The 23784-nt window shown below is 63.8% G+C and carries 24 protein-coding genes; 15 read left to right on the forward strand and 9 right to left on the reverse strand.

Annotation, left to right across the window (positions count from 1 at the left end):
• Positions 1-77: 77 nt before the first annotated feature.
• Positions 78-668 (forward strand): amino acid synthesis family protein, encoded by a 591-nt coding sequence (locus AC1RZR_RS29650; protein ID WP_477274109.1) that lies wholly within the window; start codon positions 78-80, stop codon positions 666-668.
• Here AC1RZR_RS29650 and AC1RZR_RS29655 read toward each other — a convergent pair.
• Both AC1RZR_RS29655 and AC1RZR_RS29660 read right to left on the reverse strand, forming a co-directional pair.
• Positions 665-1651 (reverse strand): aldo/keto reductase, encoded by a 987-nt coding sequence (locus AC1RZR_RS29655; protein WP_481826844.1) that lies wholly within the window; start codon positions 1649-1651, stop codon positions 665-667. The genes AC1RZR_RS29650 and AC1RZR_RS29655 overlap by 4 nt on opposite strands.
• A 16-nt stretch (positions 1652-1667) precedes the next feature.
• Entirely contained in the window at positions 1668-1823 is a 156-nt protein-coding gene (locus tag AC1RZR_RS29660) for a YjiS-like domain-containing protein (RefSeq protein WP_477273458.1), read from the reverse strand.
• 233 nt (positions 1824-2056) lie between these two features.
• Here AC1RZR_RS29660 and AC1RZR_RS29665 point away from each other — a divergent pair, with 233 nt between their 5' ends.
• Positions 2057-2926: a LysR family transcriptional regulator gene (locus AC1RZR_RS29665; RefSeq protein ID WP_481826845.1), complete on the forward strand. Its 870-nt coding sequence runs from the start codon at positions 2057-2059 to the stop codon at positions 2924-2926.
• Between the two features lie 32 nt (positions 2927-2958).
• Here AC1RZR_RS29665 and AC1RZR_RS29670 read toward each other — a convergent pair whose 3' ends face one another.
• On the reverse strand, positions 2959-3993 hold the full coding sequence (locus tag AC1RZR_RS29670; protein ID WP_481826846.1) for an aldo/keto reductase: 1035 nt from the start codon (positions 3991-3993) through the stop codon (positions 2959-2961).
• Between the two features lie 185 nt (positions 3994-4178).
• Between AC1RZR_RS29670 and AC1RZR_RS29675 the strand changes: the two genes are divergently transcribed.
• From AC1RZR_RS29675 to kdgD, 4 genes are all read left to right on the forward strand, one after another.
• On the forward strand, positions 4179-5270 hold the full coding sequence (locus tag AC1RZR_RS29675; protein WP_481826847.1) for a sugar ABC transporter substrate-binding protein: 1092 nt from the start codon (positions 4179-4181) through the stop codon (positions 5268-5270).
• A gap of 141 nt (positions 5271-5411) precedes the next feature.
• A complete protein-coding gene (locus AC1RZR_RS29680) occupies positions 5412-6485 on the forward strand; it encodes an ABC transporter permease (RefSeq protein ID WP_481826848.1) in 1074 nt (357 codons plus the stop codon).
• Positions 6482-7309 (forward strand): ATP-binding cassette domain-containing protein, encoded by an 828-nt coding sequence (locus AC1RZR_RS29685; RefSeq protein ID WP_477273448.1) that lies wholly within the window; start codon positions 6482-6484, stop codon positions 7307-7309. Before AC1RZR_RS29680 ends, AC1RZR_RS29685 begins: the two co-directional genes overlap by 4 nt.
• A 79-nt stretch (positions 7310-7388) precedes the next feature.
• Entirely contained in the window at positions 7389-8321 is a 933-nt protein-coding gene (gene kdgD, locus AC1RZR_RS29690) for a 5-dehydro-4-deoxyglucarate dehydratase (RefSeq protein ID WP_477273446.1), read from the forward strand.
• A gap of 48 nt (positions 8322-8369) precedes the next feature.
• On the opposite strand, the gene AC1RZR_RS29695 is transcribed toward kdgD, so the two are convergent.
• The gene (locus tag AC1RZR_RS29695) at positions 8370-9101 is read right to left on the reverse strand and encodes a FadR/GntR family transcriptional regulator (protein ID WP_379092337.1); all 732 of its coding nucleotides are present in this window, start codon (positions 9099-9101) and stop codon (positions 8370-8372) included.
• A gap of 143 nt (positions 9102-9244) precedes the next feature.
• Between AC1RZR_RS29695 and AC1RZR_RS29700 the strand changes: the two genes are divergently transcribed.
• The gene (locus AC1RZR_RS29700) at positions 9245-10090 is read left to right on the forward strand and encodes an NAD-dependent epimerase/dehydratase family protein (protein WP_481826849.1); all 846 of its coding nucleotides are present in this window, start codon (positions 9245-9247) and stop codon (positions 10088-10090) included.
• Positions 10091-10095: 5 nt separating this feature from the next.
• On the opposite strand, the gene AC1RZR_RS29705 is transcribed toward AC1RZR_RS29700, so the two are convergent.
• Positions 10096-11691, reverse strand: coding sequence for a GMC family oxidoreductase (locus AC1RZR_RS29705; RefSeq protein WP_481826850.1), 1596 nt, complete (start codon positions 11689-11691; stop codon positions 10096-10098).
• Positions 11692-11905: 214 nt separating this feature from the next.
• Between AC1RZR_RS29705 and AC1RZR_RS29710 the strand changes: the two genes are divergently transcribed.
• The 4 genes from AC1RZR_RS29710 (at position 11906) to AC1RZR_RS29725 (ending at position 16615) form a co-directional block, all read left to right on the forward strand.
• Positions 11906-12988, forward strand: a complete 1083-nt coding sequence (locus AC1RZR_RS29710; RefSeq protein ID WP_477273439.1) for a sugar ABC transporter substrate-binding protein — start codon at positions 11906-11908, stop codon at positions 12986-12988.
• 153 nt (positions 12989-13141) lie between these two features.
• Positions 13142-14134, forward strand: a complete 993-nt coding sequence (locus AC1RZR_RS29715; RefSeq protein ID WP_481829144.1) for an ABC transporter permease — start codon at positions 13142-13144, stop codon at positions 14132-14134.
• Between the two features lie 5 nt (positions 14135-14139).
• Entirely contained in the window at positions 14140-15642 is a 1503-nt protein-coding gene (locus tag AC1RZR_RS29720; protein WP_481829145.1) for a sugar ABC transporter ATP-binding protein, read from the forward strand.
• A gap of 4 nt (positions 15643-15646) precedes the next feature.
• Positions 15647-16615, forward strand: a complete 969-nt coding sequence (locus tag AC1RZR_RS29725; protein WP_481826851.1) for an ABC transporter permease — start codon at positions 15647-15649, stop codon at positions 16613-16615.
• 86 nt (positions 16616-16701) lie between these two features.
• On the opposite strand, the gene gloA is transcribed toward AC1RZR_RS29725, so the two are convergent.
• Complete coding sequence (gloA, locus tag AC1RZR_RS29730) at positions 16702-17112, reverse strand: lactoylglutathione lyase (protein WP_258609516.1); 411 nt, start codon at positions 17110-17112, stop codon at positions 16702-16704.
• Positions 17113-17265: 153 nt separating this feature from the next.
• Between gloA and AC1RZR_RS29735 the strand changes: the two genes are divergently transcribed.
• Both AC1RZR_RS29735 and AC1RZR_RS29740 read left to right on the forward strand, forming a co-directional pair.
• Positions 17266-18705 carry an FAD-binding oxidoreductase gene (locus AC1RZR_RS29735; RefSeq protein ID WP_481826852.1) on the forward strand — a complete coding sequence of 480 codons (1440 nt, stop codon included), beginning with the start codon at positions 17266-17268 and terminating at the stop codon, positions 18703-18705.
• A 7-nt stretch (positions 18706-18712) separates the two neighbouring features.
• The gene (locus AC1RZR_RS29740) at positions 18713-19495 is read left to right on the forward strand and encodes a FadR/GntR family transcriptional regulator (protein ID WP_481826853.1); all 783 of its coding nucleotides are present in this window, start codon (positions 18713-18715) and stop codon (positions 19493-19495) included.
• Positions 19496-19503: 8 nt separating this feature from the next.
• On the opposite strand, the gene AC1RZR_RS29745 is transcribed toward AC1RZR_RS29740, so the two are convergent.
• Positions 19504-19656: a hypothetical protein gene (locus tag AC1RZR_RS29745; protein WP_477273429.1), complete on the reverse strand. Its 153-nt coding sequence runs from the start codon at positions 19654-19656 to the stop codon at positions 19504-19506.
• Positions 19657-20133: 477 nt separating this feature from the next.
• Between AC1RZR_RS29745 and AC1RZR_RS29750 the strand changes: the two genes are divergently transcribed.
• On the forward strand, positions 20134-20871 hold the full coding sequence (locus tag AC1RZR_RS29750; RefSeq protein WP_477273427.1) for a hypothetical protein: 738 nt from the start codon (positions 20134-20136) through the stop codon (positions 20869-20871).
• Positions 20872-21311: 440 nt separating this feature from the next.
• Here the strand turns inward: AC1RZR_RS29750 and AC1RZR_RS29755 are convergent, their stop codons facing one another.
• Positions 21312-21881: a GNAT family N-acetyltransferase gene (locus AC1RZR_RS29755; protein ID WP_481826854.1), complete on the reverse strand. Its 570-nt coding sequence runs from the start codon at positions 21879-21881 to the stop codon at positions 21312-21314.
• A gap of 169 nt (positions 21882-22050) precedes the next feature.
• Here AC1RZR_RS29755 and AC1RZR_RS29760 point away from each other — a divergent pair, with 169 nt between their 5' ends.
• On the forward strand, positions 22051-22899 hold the full coding sequence (locus AC1RZR_RS29760) for an AraC family transcriptional regulator (protein ID WP_477273423.1): 849 nt from the start codon (positions 22051-22053) through the stop codon (positions 22897-22899).
• Positions 22900-23046: 147 nt separating this feature from the next.
• Here the strand turns inward: AC1RZR_RS29760 and AC1RZR_RS29765 are convergent, their stop codons facing one another.
• Entirely contained in the window at positions 23047-23655 is a 609-nt protein-coding gene (locus AC1RZR_RS29765) for a hypothetical protein (protein WP_481826855.1), read from the reverse strand.
• Between the last annotated feature and the right edge of the window lie 129 nt (positions 23656-23784).

The raw sequence follows: 23784 nt of genomic DNA on the forward strand, positions 1-23784 counted from the left end.
GAAGCGGAGGAAGACGCACGACCAGACGCTTCCTAGCCTGACACCAGAATTCTGCGCAGGAAAGGCCGTTGAAGCGAATGGAAATCAGGAAAATCTGCACCTTCATCGAAGAGGTTCTGATCGAAGGTGGAAAGGCTGCGGGCAAGCCGGTCACCATCATCGTCGTCGCGGCGGTGTTGAAGAACCCGTGGGCGGGGCGCGGCTTCGTCGAGAACCTTCGCCCCGAAATCCTCGACGTCGCCCCCAAGGTCGGTGCCGAACTTACGCAGCGCCTGATCGCCCTGATGCCGCCGGGCGAGATCGAATCCTACGGCAAGGCCGCGGCGGTCGGCGTCAACGGCGAGATCGAACATGCCTCGGCGCTGATCCACACGCTGCGGTTCGGCAATCTGTTCCGTGACGCCGTTGGCGGCACCACCTATCTCGAATTCTGCAACACAAGAAACGCCGCCGGCGCGCTGATGTCACTGCCGATGATGCACAAGAGCGAGAATGGCAGGCGTTCGCATTTCCTCACCGCAAACTTCCAGATCGCCGACGCGCCGGGTGCCGACGAAGTGCTGGTTGCCATTGGAGCAGCCAATGGCGGACGGGTGCACGCCCGCATCGCCGACAGGTTTCAGGATGTTGCGGAGATGGAAGCGGAGAACGACTCCTCGCGGTCTTAGCAGGCGGTCTCGGCACTGTTCAGCACGGCGTCGATCTCGGCCATCACCGCTGCCGGCAGCGGCCCCTTTTCGAGCGCACCGAGATTGTCCTCGACCTGCTCGGGCCGCGTGAAGCCGGGCACCGGCAAGGCGATCGCCGATTTGGCGAGGATCCAGCCCAGCGCGCCCTGCGCAAGCGTGCGTCCGCCCGAGGTGAGCAGGTCGCGGATCGCCGCGAGCCTTGACAGATATTGCGGGTTGGCGGCGCCATCCCTGAAGAACACCATCCATTTTGCATTGCCGCCACGCACGTCGTCGGCGGGCAGCTTCATGGCCGGCGTGTATTTGCCGGTGAGCAGGCCCATTGCCAACGGCAGCCGGCTGAACGAGACGAGGTTTTCGCGCGCCGCAACGGCCATCAGCTCGTTCGCCGGGGTAAACACATTGAAGTCGTTCTCCACGGCGACGAAACCCTCGCGCGCCGCGAAGGCGGCAAGCCGTTCGCGGTGATCGGTGCTCCAGCCGAAGCCACCGATCTTGCCCTCCTGGTGCAGTTGGCCGAGCGTATCGAACGCCTCGCCGGCGCGCTCGATCGGATACTCGTTGATATGCAGCAACGCGACGTCGATACAATCGCGCTGCAGGCGCTGCCGCGACTTGTCGATCGATGTCCGGATCGCCGCGGCAGAGGCATCCTCGGGAGCGATCTTGCGCGTTTCGGGATCGCCGAAATAGCCGACCTTGGTGACGATGACGGCCTCATCCCTGCCCTTCAACGCCCGCCCGAGGATCAGCTCGGCATTGCCCGCCCCATAGGCAGCAGCCGTGTCGAACACCCGCGCGCCGATGTCATAGGCCATCGCCAGCGCGGCTTGCGATCTGATGTCGTCCACTTCGCCATAGATAGTCGCCGCATCCCCCCAGCGCGCGGCGCCGCCCGCCGCCCAGGTGCCGATCCCGATGCGCGGCACCGGGCGGCCATCCCAGAGCTCCATCATCTGCATGCCCGCCTCCATGGTCTCAACGATGCAGGCTGGCGTGGCGGGCACGCTTGCGGATCTCTTCGCGAGAAATGCCGGCATCCGCCAGCGTGCTGTCCGGGACATGCCTCAAGCTTGCAAGTGTCTGGCGATAGGCACGCCAGCAGGCGAAACGGCGTCGAAGTTCATCCAACATGATCGTCTCCTTTGGCGCGCAGAAGGCCCGCGCCTGGGTTGATCGAAAGCGCAAAGCATCTGGACAAAGCGCAGGCGCGATCGAAAGGATTGCACTGGCTTCCTGGCCAGCCGAGGCGCCTGTCACCGTCCCGCCAGGCCGGACTGTCCAACGTCTCCAAGGCCTGCATACTTGCGCGTGATGCCCGCTTCGCGCTACAGCCACGGTCGCAAGGAGTTTTTCATTTCTGCAAAATGGATATCGGCTGGGACGATCTGCGGTTGTTTCTCGACGTTGCGCGGCTGGGTGGCCTGAGCGCGGCGACGGGAACCACGCGGCTCAGCGCTGCCACCCTTGGGCGACGCGTCACCGCGCTCGAAAAGCAGATCGGCGAACCGCTGTTCGTGCGTCAGCAGACCGGCTACCGGCTGACCCCGGTCGGTGAAGAACTGCTGCGGCGCGCCGAAGACGTCGAGGCAGCCATGCAGTCCCTGACCCGCTGGCGCGAGGGGAGCCTGCCCGACCGCATTGTCCGCGTCTCGGCCGGGCCATGGACCTCGGCCTTCGTTTCCGCCCACATCGGCGAGATCTGGACGGTCGATGATGGCATCAGGGTGGAGTTCGTCACCACCACCGACAGGGTCGACATCGGACGCCGTGCCGCCGATATCGGCATCCGCAGCGAGCGACCGACCGAGCAGTGGCTGGCCGGCCGTCAGAGCGGCAAGGTCGCCCACGCCATCTATTCCGGACGCCACCTGATCAACGGCATCGCCGCCGGCTTGTTCGTCGGCGTCACCGGCGAAGGGGCAAACATTGCTTCGGCGCGCTGGCTGCAGGCCCATCACGGCGACCGCATCGCCGTGCGCGGCAACAACAGCCATTCGGTGCGCGAACTGGTCGCCGCCGGCGCCGGTCTTTCAATCTTTCCGTGCTTCGTCGGCGACAGCGATCCGCGGCTGGTTCGCGTCGCCCAGCCTATCCCCGAACTCGAAACCGACCAATGGATCGTCACTCATCACGAGGAACGTCACTCCCCGCCGGTACGAAAAGTCGCCGACCGGATTGCCGCCGTGATGCGGGCGCACCAGCCGCTGTTTCGCGGCGAGACGCCGATCCGGTAAGCCTCAGGCGTCGATCGGCCGCCAGTTTGCCCTCACGCCCCAGGTACGGGTGCATCGATTTCAATCAGCTGGGCCTGCCTGAGATCAGCCCACAAAGCCGAGGGAATATCTTCCCGCAGATAGTCCAGATTCTGTTTCAGTTCCTCGACCGATCGCGCCCCCGGAATGACGCTCGACACGATCGGATGCCCCAAAGGGAATTGCAGGGCGGCCGCCGGCAACGATACTTTGTGGCTGGCGCAGATCGCCTCGATGCGGCGGACGCGCTCAAGCACCGGTTCCGGCGCCGGCCTGGTGTTGAAGGTCGCGCCGTTGACGGCGCCCGTCGCCAGGATGCCGGAATTATAGGGCCCGCCGATGATGATCCTGGTGCCGCGCTGCTCGCATAGCGGCAGCAAGGTCGCCAGCGGCTCCTGCTCGAGCAAGGTGTAGCGGCCGGCAAGCAGGAAATAGTCGAACGCGCCCGCCACGACGAAGTCAGACAGCATCTGCCATTGGTTGATGCCGACGCCGACCGCCTTGATGACGCCTTGCGAACGCAAGTCGTCGAGCGCCGGATAGGCGCCATCCATGGCTTCCCTGAAACGGCTTCTGGCATAGGGATCCTCGCCGGGACCGAAGTGAATGGCTTCGTCCGGATCATGGATCGAGACCATGTCGACATAGTCGGTGTCGAGGCGCTTCAGCGTTCCCTCGAGCGAGCGCATCACGGCGTCACGCGAATAGTCGAACTCGGCACGGAATGATCCGGGCTGGTCCCACAGCGCCGGCTGAAGGTCCTCTGGCGGGATCGGGACGAGGTCGTAACCAATCTTCGACGAGATGACGATGTCGGCGCGCGGCAGCGACTTGACCGCCAGCCCAAGCCGGATCTCGCTGACGCCAAAGCCATAGACCGGCGCGGTATCGAAATAGCGGATGCCATTGTCATAGGCCGCGTGCACCGTCTTGACCGCAGCGTCGGTGTCGACGGCGCGGTACATGTTGCCCAGCCCGGTGCCGCCGAGCCCGATCGTCGTCACCTTCAGGCCGTTCTTCGCGACAGCCCTGAATTCGATTTCAGCCATTTTCTCTTCCTGTCATCCCTGTCCATCGTGCCGGCCAAGCGGCAGCCTTTCCGCACCGTGTTGCGATCGCAAAAAGCCCGTCGTGAAACCGGTGTCGAAAAAGCATTGACACAAAAGTTGTCATATAACAATGTAACCAGACGACAAATGTGGGCAAGCCCGCAAAACGAAGAGGGAGGAACCAAGTGGACGACGAAACGAAAAATCAGATGGAGATGGTGAATGCCGCCATCAGCCGGCGAAGTGCCTTCGCACTGGCCGGGAAACTCGGTCTCGGTGCCGCCGGCCTGGCCAGCGGACTGGCAGGCGCAGGACTGGCCGGCGGCATCAGCGCCGCCAAGGCGGCGGATTCATCGGCTGGACTGCCGAAGAAGCCCTACAAGTTCCACTTCGTCTGCCATGTGACGCTGGACCAGTTCTTCACGCCGACGGTCTACGGCATCCAGGACGCCTGCGCCGCCTTCGGGTGCAGCTATCAGTGGACGGGTTCGCAGAAGAACGTCGTCTCCGAGATGGTCAGCGCCATGCAGACGGCGATCGCGCAGAAATCGGACGGCATTGCCGTCTGCCTGGTCGATCCGACGGCCTTCGACGCCGCCACCGACATGGCCGCCAAGGCCGGCATTCCGGTCGTCGCCTTCAATGCCGACGTGCCGGTCGGCAGTCCCAACAAGCGGCTGTCCTATGTTGGCCAGCCGCTCTATCAGTCGGGCTACAACTCGGCGCTGAAGTGGCTGAAGCTGATCCCCAAGGGCGGCCACGTCATGCTGTCGATCGGCGTTCCCGGCTCGCTCAACACGCAGCCGCGCCTCGATGGCTACATCCAGGCGATCAAGGACAGCGGCAGCGGCGTCACTTACGATGTCGTCAACACCGGCCCCGATCCGGCAACGGAAATCTCGCGCGTCGAGAGCTATTATCTCAGCCACAAGGACGTGAAGGGCATGTTCGGCACCGGCGGTTCCGACACCTATGCCTGCGGCTTCATCTCCAACAAATATGGGCTGGTGAAAGCCGGCGGCGCCGTGGCCGGCTTCGACCTGTTCCCGCAGACGCTGGACTTCATCAAGTCGGGCGACGTCAACTTCACCACCGACCAGCAGGCCTATCTGCAGGGCTTCCTGCCGGTCCAGCAGATGTATCTCTATAAGCTGTCGGGCGGTCTCGTCGGCCCGGCCAACAGCGACACCAGCCAGGCCTATGTGACCAAGGACAATGTCGACGCCTATGTCGGCAAGTCCCGCTTCGAAGGCCGCAGCGACGTCGAGCCGACCTGACACTCAGCCAAGCGAAACGCCTACCCCGCCACGTCATTTTCCGATGACGTGGCGGGACATCGCCGGCTGCAAGCCCATGCGACCGGCTCGCCCGCCGCCGATCCGTCCCGTCGCCCAGAATTCGAAATCAGGAAGACAAGAGTGCCGCCAATCGAACTCCTAAAAGCCGGAAAGAGCGCCGTTGGCGTCAAGGTTCCGCACACGATGACGGAAAGGCTGCTTATCCTGCTTTCCCGCTATCGCGAGGCCAGCATCGCCGTCGTCGCCATCGTGCTGGTGATCTATTTCCAGGTCGGCAGCGATGGCGGGTTCCTGTCGCCGCAGTTCATGAGCGTCGTGCTGCGCGACACCGGCCGGCTCGGCCTGATCGCCGCCGCCGAGGTCATGCTGATGATCACCGGCGAGATCGATCTTTCGCTGAGCGCCATCTTCTCGATCGCGCCCTATGTCATGGCGCTGTTGTCGGTCACCTGGGGCGTGCCTCTGGCCGTCGGCGCGGTGATCGGCGTGTTGATCGGGGTGCTGGTCGGCGCCATCAACGGCATCATCACGGTTCGCTTCCGCGTGCCGTCGCTGATCACCACGGTCGGCATGCTGTTCTTCCTGCAAGGCATCGTCGTCTCGATCTACAACAGCCAGCCGATCGTGGCGCCGGTCGAACAGCCCTTCAACGCGATCTTCGGGCAGAGCCTCTACCAGCCGTCGGACGCGCTGCTGTCCTGGCACGGCGTAACGGCGTTCACGCCGTTCCTGTGGACGGTGCTGATCGTGCTGGCGCTGGCCCTGGCGCTGAACCGCACCACCTTCGGCCTGCACACGATCGCGACGGGAAGCAACATCATCGGCGCCCGCGAGATCGGTGTGCGCACCGACCGGATGAAGATCTACAACTTCATGATCGCCGGCGGCTGCGCGGCGTTTGCCGGCATCATCAACACGGCCCAGTTCACATCCGCCGACCCGCAGGCCGGCAGCCCGTTCCTCACCTTGCAGGCGATCGCCGCGGCAGTCATCGGCGGCACCTCGCTGCTGGGCGGCTCCGGCACCGTCATCGGCGCCCTGATCGGCGCGTTCGTGGTCGCCTCGCTCAACAATGGCCTGGTGATGATCGGCGCCCAGGCCACCGTGTCTGACATCTATCTGGGCGCCGCCATCATCGCGGCGATGATCCTGAGCATCCAGGTCGACCGGCTGCGCACAAGGAGGCGCCTATGAACACGCAGACCATTCCGCCGCTCGCACCCGACGCGCCCGTGGTGCTGGAAATGTCCAACATCTCCAAGAGTTTCGGCGCCGTCACAGCACTTGTCGACGTCTCGATCAAGCTGCGCCAGGGCGAGGTTCTGGCCCTGGTCGGCGACAATGGCGCGGGCAAGTCGACGCTGATCAAGATCCTGTCAGGCTTTCACCAGCCCGACACCGGCACGATCGTCTCGCAAGGCAAGGAGGTGCGTTTCGCCTCGCCGCGCGATGCGCGCGCCGAGGGCATCGAGACCGTCTACCAGGACCTCGCCCTGATCGGCGACCTCAGCGTCTTCCACAACATGTTCCTCGGCCGCGAATACCATAAGCGCATTCTTGGGCTGAACCTGCTCGACAACAGGAAGATGCGCGAACAGGCGCAGATCTACCTCGACACGCTGGGCATCTCGATCCCCAGCGTCAACAGCACGGTCGACCTACTCTCGGGCGGACAGCGCCAGTGCATCGCCGTTGCCCGCTCGATCTATTCGTCGCCCAAGATCCTGGTCCTCGATGAACCGCTGGCGGCACTGGGTGTGCGCGAGAGCGCGCATGTCCTGGGCCTGATCCAGAACCTGCGCCAGCAGCGCCAGGTCTCGGTGATCCTGATCGTCCACAACTACAACCAGATCTTCGAAGTCTGCGACCGCATCAACTTCCTGCATTCCGGCGAGGTCGCGCTGGACGCGTCCACTGCCGACACCAGCGAGGAGGAATTGATCCGCATCGTCAAGTCGGGCCTTGGCCGCAAGGCGATCGACGCCGCCGCCGCCGAAGTCCGGCCCGGCATCCTATGAGCCCACCCAACGCCACGGCCGCAAAAACCTTTGCCGGCCCGACCATCCATTTGCCGGCCCCATACACGGAGTATTCGTTTTGACGTTCTCACCCACCGAGCTGACCAAATCCCTTGGCCGCGGGCTGCTGTCCTTTCCGCTGACCTTCTTCGACGACGACGGCGCCTTCAACGAAGACGGCTATCGCGCCCATGTCGCGCAACAGGGCGCTGCCGGAGCAAGCGGGCTTTTCGCGGCCGGCGGCACCGGCGAGTTCTTCTCGCTGACGCTCGAGGAATACAAGCGCGTCGTCCGCGCTGCGTCGGATGAAGTTCCCGATCACCTGCCGCTGCTGGCCGGCGTCGGCTACGGCACGCATATGGCGGTCGAGTTCGCCAAGGCCGCCGAGGCCAATGGCGCCGACGGCCTGCTGGTGCTGCCGCCCTATCTGGTCAAGTCCGAGCAGGAAGGCCTGCGCCGGCATCTGACCGCCATCTGCCGCTCGGTCGGCATCGGCGTGATCGCCTACAACAGGGACAATGCGGTGCTGACGCCCGAGACGCTCGACCGGTTGGCTCAGGACTGCCCGAATCTGGTCGGCCTCAAGGATGGCGTCGGCGACATCGAGTTGCTTACCGCCTTGCGCTACCGCATGGACGACCGCCTGATCTTCATCGGCGGCATGCCGACGGCCGAAGTCCATGCCAGTGCCGCCGCGGCCATCGGCATGACCACCTATTCGTCGGCGATCTACAATTTCGCGCCCGAGATGGCGCTGCGTTTCTTCAACGCGCTGCGGGCCGGGCGCACGGCGGAAGTCGGCGACATCATCCGCAGCTTCTTCCTGCCCTATCTCGCCATCCGCAACCGTCGCGCCGGCTATGCCGTCTCCATCGTCAAGGCCGGCGCCCGCATCGCCGGGATCGACTGCGGGCCGGTGCGGTCACCGCTTCTGGACCTGACAATAGATGAGGAGCGGCAGCTCGCGGCCCTCATGCAGTCCTGCCGCATGCCGGTCGGGGAGCTGGCGTGAGATCGGATGGGCTGGGCAAACGGATCGAAGGTCAGGTTTGACGCCGTGTTACGACCTGGCCGAACCGTCGACCATGCGGCGATAGCGCTCGCGGCCCGCCTCCAGATGCTCGCGCAAGGTGAAGCGGGCGGCTTCGACATTCTGCCGCTCGATGGCCTGATAGATGCGGCGGTGCTCCATCTGGACCTGTTCGAGGTAGAGCCGCCGCTGCTCCGGCGTCTCAGTCCGCGGGCGGATCGACTGGCGCGGAATGATGACCGGCCCGAGAAAATGCATGAAGCGCTCGAAATAGGGATTGCCGGTGGCCGAGGCGATCGCCCGGTGGAAGGCAAAGTCCGGTTCGATCGCGCTCTCGCCGGCGGCGATCGACGCGTCGATGGCATCGAGGCAATCACGCATGCGGGCAAGGTCGTCGTCGCTGCGCTTCTCGGCGGCGATGCCGGCCGCTTCGAGTTCGACGGCGAGCCGCAGCTGCAGCACGTTCTGGACTTCGGTCAGCGAGTGAAGCTCGTCGGAGACGATGCGAAATGTGGTGTTGGCCTCGTGGTCGGCGACGAACACGCCGGAACCCTGTCGGCTGACCACCAGCCCTTCCGAGCGCAGCGAAGCCATCGCCTCGCGAATCACCGTCCGGCTGACCCCGAATTGCGCGATCAGTTCCTGCTCGGTCGGCAATTTCTCGCCACTGGTCAGATGGCCGGCGCGTATTTCGCGCGCAAACCAGTCGGCCACCTGCGCCGTGCGGCTGATCTGAGGGGGAAGGCCAAAGGAACGTTTCATCGCCACCAAGCAATAAACGAACCGCTGTTCTTGGCAACCCATTATTTGTATGGTGATATGATGACATTTACGGGGCGCATGACGCGCTCAATCTCCGTTCGCCTTGCCAAGCCGGCGCGAACATGTCTCCCGATTTCCCTATCATGAAAGGACAGGGATTGGCACTCTGCGACAAACCGGTCCTGTTGACCGGAGCCTCCGGCACGATCGGACGCCTGCTCTCGGCCAGGCTGGCGGCGCTCGGCTGGACCTTGCGGCTCACCGATGTGGTGCCTCTGCCGATCCCGCTGCCGGACAAGGCAAGTTTCGACATTGCCGATCTCGAGGATCAGCAGACGGTGAACGATCTCGCCCAGGGCTGCGGGCTGATCCTGCATTTCGGCGGCATATCCACCGAACAATCCTTCGAGACGGTGCTTGGCCCCAATCTGCGCGGCAGCTTCCATATCTACGAGGCGGCGCGCAGCCAGAAGGCACGCGTGGTTTTTCCTTCCTCGGTGCACGCCGTCGGCCTTTACGAGCGGACAGAGATTCTCGACCAGGACTGCCTGTTGCGACCGGATGGCTATTACGGCCTGTCGAAGGCATATGGCGAGATGCTGGCTAGACTGTACTGGGACAAGCATGCGGTCGAAAGCGTGCTGATCCGCATCGGCTCGGTGCTGCCGGAGGTTGCGGACGAAAGGATCCTGTCGACCTGGATATCGCATGGCGACTTTGTCAGGCTGATCGAGCGTTGCGCCGAGGCCGAGCACGTCGGCTGCTCGGTGATCTGGGGGCAGTCCAACAACAGCCGTGGCTTCTGGCGGCACGATGCCAGGCACAAGATCGGCTGGACGCCGCTCGACAGTTCCGACAGCCAGGCCGAGCGCGTCCGTGGCAAGGTGACGGACAATCCGGTCGTCGAGCGATACCAAGGCGGCAAGTTCATCGTTGTCGACTACAGCCGCGCCGACTTCCCGCCGCGCTCCATGTTCCCGGACGAATGATTTATCTACGCCGGCAATGGGCTCCGCCCGGCGATCATGTCGGCTGCCTTTTCGGCGATCATGATCACCGCTGCATTGGTGTTTGACGACACGATGCTTGGCATCACCGAACTGTCGCAGACGCGCAGGCCCTGCAGCCCGCGCAGACGAAGTTCGGGATCGACGACGCTTTGTGCATCGCCGCCCATCCGGCAGGTGCCGACAGGGTGGTAGGCGCTGCGGCCGTGCTCGCGGGCGAAGGCTTCGAGTGCCGCGCGTCCCTTCGTTGCCGCACCCGGAAGGTGTTCCCGGCTGATGTATCTGGCGAAGGCCGGCTGAGACAGGATCTCGCGGCTGATCTCGATGCCGTCGACGGCGCGCTCGAGGTCGTAGCGTTCGGCGAACGGGTTGGGATCGATGATGGGCGGATCGCGCAGATCGCCTGATCCGAGCGTGACGCTGCCGCGCGAACGGGGGCGGACATGGTAGGAATTCAGCGTGCAACCATTGCCGCCGGGAACCGAGCCGATGCCTTCCTCGACGCCGGCACCGGGCAGGAAATGAAACTGGATATCCGGCGTCTTCTCCGCCCGGTCGCCCCACCAGAAGCCGCCGGCTTCGACGATGTTGGACGCCACCGGCCCCTTGCCGAACAGCGCGTATTCGAGGCCGGCGACCGCCTGCCAGCGCTTCTTCTTGTAGCGGTCGATGCCGTGCGGCCCGTTGAGTTCGGCGACGACGTCGACATCCATGTGGTCATGCAGGTTCTGGCCGACGCCGGGCAGATCGTGGATCACCTCGATGCCGTGTGTGTCGAGATGGGCGGCCGGGCCGATGCCTGACAGCATCAAGAGTTTGGGCGAACCGATGGCGCCGGCGGTGACGATCACCTCGCGCTCGGCGCGCAGCAGCTCGGTGCGGCCATTGACGATGATCTCGACGCCGATGGCGCGGCCGTTCTCGACAACGATGCGGCTGACCGTGGCGTCGGTGCGCAACGTCAGGTTCCTGCGGCCAAGCGCCGGCCTGAGATAGGCGACCGCCGTGCTGCTGCGTTTCCCCTGACGCGTCGTCGTCTGGTAGAATCCGGTGCCTTCCTGCTGGCCGGCATTGAAATCGGCCCGGAACGGAAGACCGGCCTGCTGCGCCGCCTTGACGAAGACCTGGGTCAGCGGATGCGGCGCACCGCTGGAAACGCCGAGCGGGCCATCGATGCCGTGCTGCGGGCCGGCGAAGGTGTCGTTGCCCTCGGAGCGGCGGAAATACGGCAGCACCTCGGCGTAGCTCCAGCCCGCACAGCCATCGTCGACAGCCCAACCGTCGTAATCCTGCGGGCAGCCGCGGGTGAACACCTGGGCGTTGATCGAGGAGCCGCCGCCGAGCACGCGCGCCTGCGGATAGACCATGGTGCGGCCGTCGATCGCCTTGCCGGGCGCCGTGTCATAGCCCCAGATCAGCGGCCCTGCCGTCATCTTGAAGAAGCCGACCGGCAGATGGATGTAGCGGTCGGTGTCGCGCGGTCCGGCCTCGAGCAGGACGACGGAGATATCCGGATCCTCGCTCAGCCTGGCGGCCAGAATGCAGCCGGCCGAGCCGCCGCCGACAATGATGAAATCCGGCATTTTTCCTCCGATGCCACGGCCACAGATTACGGCAGCCTCATGTGCGCGACGATCTCAAGTCCCTTGTGCCGCGTCAAGAGAAAGGGTATGGTTGCCGTGTTGAAGGGTTGTCGTACAAGTGGAGGAACTTGGCAATCCCTCGATCGGAGGCCCGGCCGCGCTCCCCGCGCAAGCCGCCGGGCGGGAAACAGAATTCAATCGGGAGGTTCGACAAATGAAGGACAGGACAGGTTTAACGCTTTCCGGCGCAGTCAGCCGCCGGACGCTGATGATGGGCGCCACCGTCGGAATGGCGGCGCTCGCCATGCCAAAAGTTTTGCGCGCGCAGGAAAAGCCGACTTTGGTGACGTCGATCCGCTCGTTGTCCAACCCCTATCACGCGGTGTGGAAGACCGGCGCCGAGGCCTACGCCAAATGGGCCGGTCTCGAACACGTGACGCTGGTTTCGGAAGGCAACAGCGAGAAAGGCATCGCCGACATCAAGGCGATGCTGGCCAAGACCGGCGGCAACATGGTGCTCAATTCCGATCCCAACGACACGCCTGATGCACGCCCGATCGTCGAGGCCTGCGCCAAGGCCGGCGCCTATGTGGTGACGCAATGGAACAAGCCCGGGGATCTGCACCCCAAGGACTTCAACCCGAACTATGTTTCCCACATCGAGTTCGACGGCATCGAGAGCGGCAAGACCATCGCCGAGATCCTGTTCAAGACCATCGGCGGCAAGGGCGGCATCGTCGCCCTCGGCGGCCTGATCTCGACCACGGCGGCGATCGAGCGCAAGAAGGGTCTCGACGCGGCCCTTGCCGCCAATCCCGACATCAAGCTGCTCGACTTCCAGGTCGCCAACTGGAAATCGACCGAAGCCTTCGACCTGATGGGCAACCTGCTCACCCGCTTCGGCGACGACATTAAGGGTATCTGGGCCGCCAATGACGACATGGGCTCCGGCGCGCTCGAGGCGCTGCGCGCCGAAAACCTCGCCGGCAAGGTGCCGATCGTCGGCGTCGACGGCATCAAGACGGCGGTCGACGCGGTGCGCACCGGCGAGTTCGCCTGCACCGTGACCTCGGATCCGTTCTGGCAGGGCGGCATGGGACTGGCCATCGGCTACAACGCCAAGATCGGCAAGTTCGACCCGGTCAAGGAGCCGCCGGAACACCGCGAATTCTACGGCAAGGCGGTGCTGATCTCGCACGACAATGTCGAGGAATACTACAAGACCAATGTCGACGCGAAGCCGGAGATCGACTGGAACGATCTGTGGGGTCGGGTGACTGGAGCCATCCGGACCTGACCACCGGGGCGGGCTGCTGCTCCCTGGCGGCCCGCTCCCTTTATCGTCGTCGTGCATTGCATCGGCCACTGTCATCAGCAGACGGGAAGCGGTTTCTTGACAATCCATACAGAACCCCTGAAGTCCGTTTCGGACATCGAGCGGACGACGCTTATGACACTGACCCCCGGGATCCCCGGCCGCATCGCCACCGTGTTCGGCGGCAGGCGCTGGCGCAGCCTGGCGCCGCTGGCGGTGCTGATCGTGCTGTGCGTGCTGATCGCCATCGCCAATCCCAATTTCATCGAGCTGCGCAACCTGGTGCGCCTCGCCAACTCGGCCGCCGTGCCGCTGACTTTGGCGATGGGGCTGACCTTCATCATCCTGATGGGCAGCATCGACCTCTCCGTCGAAGGCACGCTGTCGGTGGCGGCGATGGTGGTGGTGCTGCTCGCCGCCAATGACGGCAATGGCAACGATTATGGCTGGTGGGCAGTGCTGGCCGCGGTCGTCGCCGGCACCGCGATGGGGTTCGTCAGCGGTCTCGTCCAGACCATGCTGCGGATCCCTTCCTTCATGGCGACGCTCGGCATGTGGTTCATCGGCCTTGGCCTGTCGGTCTATATGCTCGGCGGCTCGGCGATCCGTCTCAACGACGCCTCGATCCGCGATCTGGCGCTGACCCGCTTCCTTGGCCTGCCGCTGGCGGTGTGGGTCGCCACCGGCGCGTTCCTGCTTGCCGCCATCATCCAGTATCACACCAAGCTCGGCCGCCACATCCTGGCCATCGGCGGTGACGAGGACGTCGCCAAGCTCTCCGGCGTCAACGTGGTGCGCGTGCGCGTCACCGCCTTCGCGCTGGCCGGCTTCTTCTTCGGCATTGCCGGCGTGCTTGCCGCAGCCCAACTCGGCCAGTCGCATGCCGTCATCGGCGATGGCAGGCTGTTTGCCGCGGTCACCGCTGTCGTCGTCGGCGGCACGGCGCTGACCGGCGGCGAAGGTGGCGTCGTCAACACGCTGATCGGCGTTCTGATCGTCACCGTGCTCGCCAACGGCATGATCCTGCTCGGCATTTCGCCCTACATCCAGCAAACGGTGCAGGGCCTGATGATCATCGCCGCGGTGGCGCTGTCGCTCGACCGCGTCCGCCTCAGAATAGTCAAGTGACCGCCATGCTGCGCGCTTCCGGCATCATCAAGAATTTTCCCGGCGTCCAGGCTCTGCGCGACGTCAGTATCGAGGTCCGGCCCAACGAAGTGGTCGGGCTGATCGGCGAGAACGGCGCCGGCAAGTCGACGCTGATGCGGGTGCTGGCTGGCAGCTACCGGCCGGATGGCGGCAGCCTCACCCTCGACGGCGAGCAGCTGCGCATGCGCAGTCCGCGCGACGCGGCACCGCAAGGCATCGGCATGGTGTTCCAGGAACAGTCGCTGGTGCTCAATTTGACGGTCGCTGAAAACATCTATCTCGGCGAGGAAGATCGTTTCACCCGCTTCGGCATCGTCAATTGGCGCGCCATGAACGCGGCGGCGCGCCGCCAGCTGGCCAAGATCGGCATCGATATCGACGTCACGGCGCGCACCTCCGAGCTTACCTTCGCCGCGCGCCAGATGGTCGAACTGGCCAAGGCGCTGACCCTGGAAGAAGTGGTCGAGCGACAGCTGCTCATCCTGCTCGACGAGCCGACCTCGGTGCTCAACGCCGCCGATATCGAGGTGCTGTTCGCGCGCGTGCGGTCGCTCAAATCGCGCGCCAGCTTCGTCTTCGTCTCGCACCGTCTCGACGAGGTGCTGGCAATCTCCGACCGCGTCTACACGATGAAGGACGGCGCGGTCGTCGCCGAGCACCGCGCGGCTGATGTCACCGCGCCGGAGCTGCACGAGATCATGGTCGGGCGCGGGCTGCAGGCAGAATATTACCGCGAGGCCCGCCAGCAGGCACCGCGCGAGACGGTCATGGTCGAGGCAAAAGGGCTGGGCGCGGGCGGCGCCTATCACGGCGTCGATCTCAAGATCAGGGCCGGCGAGATCGTCGGCATTGCCGGCGTCGTCGGCTCCGGCCGCGAAGAGGTCACGCGCACCATCGGCGGGTTCCTCCAGCACGATGCCGGTGAAATGAAGATCGCCGGCGACGCGGTGCGTTTCGGCTCGCCGGAACCGGCGGTGCGCAGGGGTATCGGCTATGTGCCGCGCGAGCGAAGGCTCGAGGGGCTGGTGATGTTCCTGTCGATCGCCGAAAACATTTCGCTGGCCGACCTGTCGAGCGTCATGCGCCATGGCGCCATCGACTATGGCAAGGAGCGCCGGCTCGCCGCCGACTGGATCAAGCGGCTGCGCATCAAGGCGCCCGGCCCCGATGCCGCCTGCCGCAAGCTCAGCGGCGGCAACCAGCAGAAGGTGGTGCTGGCGCGCTGGATGACGGCGGGCTCGCGCATCCTTGTGCTCGACCATCCGACGCGCGGCCTCGATGTCGGCGCCAAGGAGGAGGTCTACGAACTGGTGCGCGATCTCTCCGCGCAGGGCGTGGCGATCCTTTTGATTTCCGACACGCTGGAAGAAACCATCGGCCTTTCGCACCAGGTGCTGGTGATGCGCGACGGCGAGATCACCGCGCGCTTCGACGCCAGCCCGGGCAACAAGCCGAACCAGGTCGACCTTCTGCGGGCAATGGTGTGAGCCGATGAATGACGATTTCTCCCTCAGGCGCATCTTCGAAGGCAAGTGGACGCAGGGCGCCATTCCGCTGGTCCTGCTCGTCGCCCTGCTGCTGATCATCGAGATCGCCGCGCCCGGCTTTCTCACCGGCGAGACCGTTGCGCTCTTGTTCGCCAACACCGCCGTGCTGTTCATCCTGGCGACCGGCGTCACCTTCGCCATCCTGCTCGGCGGCATCGACCTGTCGATCCAGGCGGTCGCTTCGCTGGCCAGCGTCATCCTGGCGCAGTTGCTGCCCTCGCTTGGGCTGGCCGCCTTTCCGGTGGCGATCCTGTCCGGTCTCGCCTTCGGCACGTTGAGCGGCATCGTCCATGTCAAGCTGCGGGTGCCGTCCTTCGTGGCGACGCTCGCCACCGGCGGCGTGGTCACCGGCATTGCGCTGTGGGTCTCCGACGGCCGCGCCATCACCATCGAGGAAGGCGGCCGCGAAAACACCGCCTGGATCAACGCCACGGTCGCCGGCCTGCCGGTGGTGGTGCTGATTTCGGCGGTCATCGGCATCGCCAGCTTTCTGGCGCTGCGCTACACGCGCTTTGGCCGCCAGGCGATCGCGGTGGGCGCCGGCGAGCCGGCCGCATGGGCGGCGGGCATCAATGTCGACCGCACCAAGATCATCGCCTTCGCCGCCTCTGGCATGCTGGCCGCCATCGCCGGCGTGGTGCTGGCGGCGCGGCTGTCGAGCGGCTCGCCCGTTCTCGCCAACCAGCTGCTGCTGCCGGCCATTGCCGCCGTCATCGTCGGCGGCACCGCCATCACCGGCGGGCTGGGTGGCGTTGCCCGCACGGCGGTCGGTGCGCTGATCATCTCGATCGTGCGCATCGGGATGACCTTCGTCGGCGTCAATATTTTCCTGGAAAACATGGTGTTCGGCGCGGTGCTCATCGCCGCCGTCGCCATCACCATCGACCGCAGCAAGATCGCGGTCATCAAGTGACAGAACGCTCCGCACCGCCTCCCAAGCAAGCGCGGACCGGACGGGGTCGCATCAAAGGCTCGATGCGGCCCCGCCTGATCAGGTCGTTACATCGTGTCGAGACCGATCAACTCGATCTTGTAGCCGTCCGGGTCCTCGACGAAAGCGATGTGGGTGGTGCCGTGCTGCATCGGCCCGGGCTTGCGCGGAATCTTGGCGCCGCGCTTCTCGAGTTCGGCGCAGACGGCGTAGATGTCGTTGACGCCGAGCGCCAGATGGCCGAAGCCGGTGCCGATCTCGTAGGGCTCTTCCCTGCCCCAGTTCAGCGTCAGCTCGACGACTGCCTCCTTGTCCTCCGGCCCGTAGCCGACAAAGGCGTTGGTGAACTTGCCGCCGGGGTAGTCGTCCCGGCGCAGCAAGGTCATGCCGAGAACCTCGGTGTAGAAGGCAATCGACCTGTCGAGGTCGAGAACCCGGATCATGGTGTGCATATAGCGAAAGCCCGGGGCGTCGCTCATTGGGAAAGTCCTCCGCGTCAGGTGATTTGCTGGTCTGACCATCCACATCAAACGGTTGGCGGGAATGCTTGATGTACTGAATCAGGGTTGTATGATAACACGACAAGAACGGTGGTTGTCCAGTCGTTTTCCCAGAGGGTCCAGAGCCAGGTCATGAATGTCGTGCCACCCACCTCAGCATCGCTGATCTCGGCCCTTGCCGGCGTGCTGCCGAATGGCGGGCTGCTGACCGAGACGCAAGACCTGGCGCGCTACAGCCGCGATTGGTCCGGCGACCATTTCGGACGTCCGCTGGCGGTCGCGCGTCCGGCCTCGGTCGAGGAGATGTCGGCGCTGATGCGGCACTGCCATGCGGAGCGTATTCCAGTCGTGCCGCAAGGCGGCCTGACCGGGCTCGTCGGTGCTGCGGTCGCCGCGGATGGCGGCGAGATCGTCATCTCGCTGGAACGCATGAACAGGATCCGCTCGATCAGCCCGATCGACTTCGCCATGGTGGTCGAGGCAGGCTGTATCCTCGAGGATGCCAAGCGCGCCGCCGAAGAGAGCGACTGCCTGCTGCCGATCACCTTCGGGGCGCAGGGAAGCTGCCGCATCGGCGGCAACGTCGCCACCAATGCCGGCGGCTTCAACGTGCTGCGCTACGGCATGACGCGCGACCTGGTGCTCGGCCTCGAAGTGGTGCTGGCCGATGGCCGGATCTGGAACGGGCTGAAGGTGCTGCGCAAGGACAATCGCGGCTACGACCTCAAGCAGATCTTCATCGGCTCGGAAGGCACGCTCGGCATCGTCACCGCCGCGGCGCTGAAACTCTTTCCCAAGCCAACGCAGATCGAGACGGCGCTGGTGGGCTTGCGTTCGGTCGAGGACGCCATGGCGCTCTACGCGCGGGCGCGGCGTGACTGCAGCGATCTTCTTACCGCCTTCGAACTGATCCTGCGCCAGGGCATCGAGATCACCATGCGCGAGGGCGTGGACTTTCCCGATCCGCTGACCAAAGCCTATCCGGCCTATGTGCTGATCGAGGTTTCCTCCGGCGGGTTGATCGACCTGTCGGCCATGCTGCTGGGTTTTCTCGGCGGCGTCGCCGACATCGTCGAGGACGGCATCGTGGCATCGACGCGGGCACAGGCCGAGCGGCTGTGGCTCTACCGCGAGATCATGGTCGAACGGCAGGGACGCGGCGGCCGCTATCTGCGCACCGACGTCTCGGTGCCGATCTCCAAACTCGCCGATTTCGTCACCGACGCGCTGGCGGCGCTGGCGGAATCGCGACCGGACGCGCTGGCCGTCACCTATGGCCATGTCGGCGACGGCAACATCCATCTCAACGTGGTGCCGCCGGAAGGCATGGAACCGCGCGCGGTCGAGCATCTGTTCGAAGAGGCGGAGGCCGAGATCTTTGCCGTCGTCGACCGCTATGGCGGCTCGATCAGCGCCGAGCACGGCATCGGCCGGGTCAAGCAGAAGGCGTTTCTCGAACGGATCGACCCGGTGACGCTTGATCTGGCGGCCGGCATCAAGCAAGCCTTCGATCCGCGCCATATCCTGAGCAATGGTCGCATTCTGGCAAGCAAGGCCAATCATGGTCTATAGGTGAGCGATGACGCTGAAGCTCGACAAGGTCAATCGCGGACCACACCTCTCCACCCTGGTTGCGAGTTCGATCTCGCGCGAGATCGCGCAGGGGCGCCTGAAGCCCGGCGATCAGCTGCCGACCGAGCAGGCGCTGGCGACGACATTCGGCGTCAGCCGCAACGTGGTGCGCGAGGCAATCGCGCGGCTGCGCTCGGAAGGCCGCATCTGGTCGCAGCAGGGGCGCGGCGCCTTCGTGGTGGAGAGCACCAACCCGACGGTGCTGACCATCGACTACGAGGCGCTGCAGCGCGCCGACTCCTTCCGCAACCTGTTCGAACTGCGCGGTATCCTCGAGGTGCAGGCGGCGGCCTTTGCCGCAAAGCGGCGCACCGAAGCCGATCTCACCGCGATGGGCGATGCGCTGGCCGGCATGCGCGCGGCCCCCTATGGCAGCGTCGCCTGGCTGCGCAGCGACCTCGAATTCCACCGCACCGTCGCCGACGCGACGCGCAACAATTACATGGGCCAGTTCCTGGTGTTTGTGTCCGAGCGGGTCCGCGAGAGCATTCTCGCCGCCGGCAACCAGCAGAAATCGGACGACATGGCCCGCATCACGCTGGGCGAACACGAGCGCATCCTGGCCGCCATCCGCGCCGGCGATGTTGAGGCGGCACAGACGGCCATGCGCGACCATCTGGCGGGCGCCGCCCTGCGCGTTGGACTGCACGATGGTGGTGAGGCAGAGGCAGCGCCTTCGCCGCGGCACACAAGGTTGCGGAAGGCTGTCCGCAAGCAGGCCGCGGGATAGGTCGTGCATCAGTTTGAAATTTGACCCTGAGCTTTTTGCTTTGTTTTGGTCATTTGAATGCGGAAGGAAACGTATTGGTTTTCATCAATAGCGCCTATGTCGCGCGCGCGATGGGCAATCGCCTGCATTGACACCAACCAGCGCTGTTTGAGCCCCTTCAAATGGCTCGCCCTGGTAGAATAGAACTCACGGAATATGGACGCGCGGCAGAAGAAATGCCCCGGCAAACCAACTGGTTTCGCGCTCGATTCGATCCCGGGTTGCCTGAGACTCCATGTCGTCCTAGGAGATGTCGCGGTGCAGGATTAACACCACTGCCGGGCCAAGGCCCGTTGTTCTAGATGGCTGGCCTTCGGTAGCGCCTAGTATTGGCAGACGACTGTTGAACTAAGCCGCCATTCGTCGTGCGAGAGGCAAGGTCGCCAATGGTAATCCTCTAGGGTTCTCGACATAACCAAAGGATCAAGCACAGATGTGGGGTGGACTTCGAATACTATTCGATATCGCACCGTGGTTTACGCTTGCCCTGTTTTTTGCGATTGTGGCGGTGACGATTATTCGTCGCATGCGCCATTAATCGGTCGGGGGAAGGTGGATGATTGGCACTTAATCGGACGACCGCCACATATGAAGCGCATATGTGGGCCTATCGCGATCATCTCCGAAGCATAAATCGCCGCCTGGCGGAAGAATATATGCGCCAGGAAAGCCAACACGTGTCGGCAGCCATCGAAAAGTTGGTCAATGCAGCTTCAGTTGCTGTTGCTATCGCCCAACTTCACAAATCAATTCGTCGCTCGCCCATGAGAAATTTCTGGCCGGTCATCCGCGAAACAAAAGGCATGCTCCTCGTTCAATCAACTGACCCCAGCGATGAGTGTCCTCGGCCGTGGCGGCGAACAAAAAAGGGCAATATGCGCTATACGCTGCCCGGACATCTCCTTTTCTCGCCGTGGCCCACAAATTTCCACCGTATATTGCAGAGTTGCATGATGACCCTCCTGCGAATGGGCTTGATGGGTGGTGATACTGAAGACTTGGAAAGCAAAAATGATCTTTCAGTTTTCGTCCTTCCGAGATTGATCTTTTTTGAAACGCGACGAGCGCAACGTCTCATCCGCGCGATGCAAGAGTTTCAAGGGCTTGCCATGCCAGACAGTATGGCTGCTCTGGATAGGTGGTCCAATGAGCCACGACGCGTTACGAATATTGCGCTACGGATTTCGCAAGGGGCGCTTGTCTACGACGACGGGGCAGATCGTTGTGAAATTGAGATCCCTGACGCTTTCACGAAGCCTCTCTTCGTCCCCTCGACGCCTGAACGCATGTTAGAATTACATTGGGTTCGCGCTGGAGGGCCATCGTATTTCCCGTGAGCTGCCTCTCGAACTTTCGTTCAGGGTCGAAAGCCGCCTCTCAATTCTCATCCCTCCAGATCACGCGCCGGACCCTCATTTCGGCAAGCCGCGTAACCCGAATGTCCTGCCGTTCCCGCGCCGGTGGATTTCGTGTCTCGGCATGCATGTACCCGTTCTTACCGCACCGTTGGCACCTCATTGTTGCCCCCACTAGCTCGGCCTCGATGTCCCCAAAGATTTCCCTCAGATCACTCGGCTGATACCAGCGTTTGACGTTACAGAGCCCGCAACGGACAAGCACAAGCTGCCCGATCTGATGGGCATGGGAATTTCGAGCCCATGCTACTCGATGTCATCCATGGGATGTCGATAGAAAATGCCGGCTACTTGATAGGGCGCTGCGACGATTCGGAGATGAACGCTACAACGCGTCATTTGCACCATTGAAGTCGGTCAGGTCATATCGGCTGGCATCGCGTGCTCGCCAGCAGTGACGATCCGATGTCTCGGTCGAGCGCAAAACGCTCGCAGCGCTCGCCGTCGGACTCATCGATGAAGCTCTCGCTATGTTTGAAGCCGAGCTTCGCCAATACCCGCAGCGACGCGAAATTGCGCGCCGCCGCCTCGGCCGTCACCTGTTCAAGCGCCAGAGATTCAAAGGCGTAGCGGAGGACTTCGCGCGCCGCCTCGCTGCCCAGTCCGTGCCCCCAATGCGCACGCGCCAGCACAAATCCCAATGCGGCTGCCTTGGCGTCGGTTGCGCCGAAGGACAGGGTTATCGACCCGATCGCGTCCGATACTCCTGCCTGGTCTATGGACCACTGGATCGCCTTGCCGTCAGCGAACCGCTGACGCGAACGGGCGAACCATCGCTCGCCTGCGCTTGTGTCGTCGGGAACGGGATCGCCGGCAAGGGAGGCGGCTTCGACATCCGTCGCGCGCGCAAACCATGCTGGGATATCCCGTTTCCTCGGCGCCCGAAGCACGAGCCTTGGTGTCGTGAGCTTGGGAAATCGGACTGCTTCCATCGGGGCATTTTCGACCTGAGGCGGCGCCAATGCAACGGCGCTGGCAGGCACCTGTCGATCCATGCCAAATCGCAAGATCGGTCGAGCGCGACACATCCGGAAGGGCCTAGCTGGTGTCGCCACGGAGGAAGAGACGGTGAAGACGGCACGTGCAAATTACCATGCCCGAATGCAGCGGGTGCTGGACCACATAGACCAGCATCTGGACGACGATCTGGGCCTGGAAGCGTTGAGCGCCGTCGCGGCGTTCTCGAAATACCATTTCCACCGGCAGTTCATGTCCACCTTCGGGTTGTCCGTGCATCGCTATGTCCAGCTTGCCCGCATGAAGCGCGCTTCGTACCGGCTGGCCTACCAAGACACCCAAAGCGTCACGGACATAGCGATGGATGCCGGTTACGACGCACCGGATGCCTTCGCCCGCGCCTTTCGGCAACGGTTCGGGCAATCGCCTTCGTCGTTCCGGAAGTCTCCCGACTGGGAGCCGTGGCTTGCGGCCTTCGGGCCTCTCGACAACGCCAGGAGCAAGCTCATGCAGAAGACTTTTACCACTGACGACGTGACGATCCGCGATGTGCCCCCGACGCCTGTGGCGATCGTGGAGCATCGGGGCGACCCGGCGACGCTCGGCGCCACCATCCAGCGGTTCATCGCGTGGCGCAAGGCCGCTGGCCTGTCGCCCAAGACAAATCCGACGTTCAATGTCTGGCGTTCCGAGCGACGTCCTGCGTCGCCTGCCGATTACAGCGTGGACCTTTGTGTCGGGACCGACCAACCGATCGAGGCGAACGGCGAGCAGATCAAGGCCGGCGAGATCCCTGGCGGACGCTGCGCGGTGCTGCGCGTCGTCGGCAACACCCACAATCTGGAGCCCGCCGCGCTCTACCTTTATCGCGACTGGCTGCCGGCCAGCGGCGAGGAAGCAAGGGATTTCCCTCTCTACTGCCAACGCCTCGCCTTCTTCCCGGAGGTGCCGGAGCATGAGACGGTCGCGGAGCTGTTCCTGCCGCTGAAATAGTGCCGCTGGAGAGCGGCTGGTTCCTGCTGATCACCAGCAGCGGACAGGCCGTTGTCCACCCCTTCTCGGTCATTTTTTCAGCATTCATGAGCTCACGGCAATGCACTCGGCACGCCCGCTAACTGATTTCCCATCTAAGGGGCATCGTCACTCCAGCGCACCACTTTTCAGCACGCCCCGTTCCTTCCACTGGCTCAGTGGAAAAATGTCCGGTGCGCCGCCCATGGCCGCATACCAGGAGTCCACCACCCATTCGGTCCCGCCGCGATCACTTATCACCGCCGTCCAATGGGGATAGCGTCCGTCGACAAACAGGCCGCGCGAAGCATTGTCCTCGACCTTGTGAAACGTGAGCAGTTTTCGCTCGGCAAGATAGATCAGCAGCGTATGCGTATTGGTCGATTCGTCGACACAATCCATCTGGCCCCTGATACGCGATGCACCGAATTCCGACTGCGGCAAGTCGCGGACACCGGTGGCCCGGAAAATGCGCTGGTCGAAATAGCGGACAGCCTTCGAAATGGCGGAACGTTCGGCACGGGCTGAACCCGCGCCCGTATGCAGGATAGAGCGCAAACGAATGTAGTCGCCGGAGCCAAGCACAAGCATGGTGCGATAGTTGCAACCGTAGCCGTGGCATATGGAAATCCGCTTGGAAGCCGTCGCGGTCAGTTCACTCGGGACCGCCGGTCCGCCAACGGCAAGGATGACTGTCAAAAGTGTTGCTTTGGCAAAGACTTTGAAACTTGCGTCCATCCCCGATCATAGACAAGATCGGCAGAATGAGAACGACATTGCCAGAGACGTGTAAGTTCGGATGGCAGCTATGGGGTCGAACTCGGTCGTTCAGCGTGACTGGATTTGACCCTAATGGCGGCCGTTCGC

Source organism: Mesorhizobium bavaricum, assembly GCF_056781655.1.

Coding starts and splice junctions, on each gene's coding strand:
- AC1RZR_RS29765 (WP_481826855.1), bottom strand. CDS start 23,655: ATGGACGCAAGTTTCAAAGTCTTTGCCAAAGCAACACTTTTGACAGTC.
- AC1RZR_RS29720 (WP_481829145.1), top strand. CDS start 14,140: ATGCTGCGCGCTTCCGGCATCATCAAGAATTTTCCCGGCGTCCAGGCT.
- AC1RZR_RS29760 (WP_477273423.1), top strand. CDS start 22,051: ATGCAGCGGGTGCTGGACCACATAGACCAGCATCTGGACGACGATCTG.
- AC1RZR_RS29755 (WP_481826854.1), bottom strand. CDS start 21,881: ATGGAAGCAGTCCGATTTCCCAAGCTCACGACACCAAGGCTCGTGCTT.
- AC1RZR_RS29695 (WP_379092337.1), bottom strand. CDS start 9,101: ATGAAACGTTCCTTTGGCCTTCCCCCTCAGATCAGCCGCACGGCGCAG.
- AC1RZR_RS29740 (WP_481826853.1), top strand. CDS start 18,713: ATGACGCTGAAGCTCGACAAGGTCAATCGCGGACCACACCTCTCCACC.
- AC1RZR_RS29650 (WP_477274109.1), top strand. CDS start 78: ATGGAAATCAGGAAAATCTGCACCTTCATCGAAGAGGTTCTGATCGAA.
- AC1RZR_RS29705 (WP_481826850.1), bottom strand. CDS start 11,691: ATGCCGGATTTCATCATTGTCGGCGGCGGCTCGGCCGGCTGCATTCTG.
- AC1RZR_RS29655 (WP_481826844.1), bottom strand. CDS start 1,651: ATGCAGATGATGGAGCTCTGGGATGGCCGCCCGGTGCCGCGCATCGGG.
- AC1RZR_RS29725 (WP_481826851.1), top strand. CDS start 15,647: ATGAATGACGATTTCTCCCTCAGGCGCATCTTCGAAGGCAAGTGGACG.
- AC1RZR_RS29660 (WP_477273458.1), bottom strand. CDS start 1,823: ATGTTGGATGAACTTCGACGCCGTTTCGCCTGCTGGCGTGCCTATCGC.
- AC1RZR_RS29735 (WP_481826852.1), top strand. CDS start 17,266: ATGAATGTCGTGCCACCCACCTCAGCATCGCTGATCTCGGCCCTTGCC.
- AC1RZR_RS29700 (WP_481826849.1), top strand. CDS start 9,245: ATGAAAGGACAGGGATTGGCACTCTGCGACAAACCGGTCCTGTTGACC.
- AC1RZR_RS29665 (WP_481826845.1), top strand. CDS start 2,057: ATGGATATCGGCTGGGACGATCTGCGGTTGTTTCTCGACGTTGCGCGG.
- gloA (WP_258609516.1), bottom strand. CDS start 17,112: ATGAGCGACGCCCCGGGCTTTCGCTATATGCACACCATGATCCGGGTT.
- AC1RZR_RS29750 (WP_477273427.1), top strand. CDS start 20,134: ATGTGGGCCTATCGCGATCATCTCCGAAGCATAAATCGCCGCCTGGCG.
- AC1RZR_RS29670 (WP_481826846.1), bottom strand. CDS start 3,993: ATGGCTGAAATCGAATTCAGGGCTGTCGCGAAGAACGGCCTGAAGGTG.
- AC1RZR_RS29685 (WP_477273448.1), top strand. CDS start 6,482: ATGAACACGCAGACCATTCCGCCGCTCGCACCCGACGCGCCCGTGGTG.
- AC1RZR_RS29710 (WP_477273439.1), top strand. CDS start 11,906: ATGAAGGACAGGACAGGTTTAACGCTTTCCGGCGCAGTCAGCCGCCGG.
- AC1RZR_RS29715 (WP_481829144.1), top strand. CDS start 13,142: ATGACACTGACCCCCGGGATCCCCGGCCGCATCGCCACCGTGTTCGGC.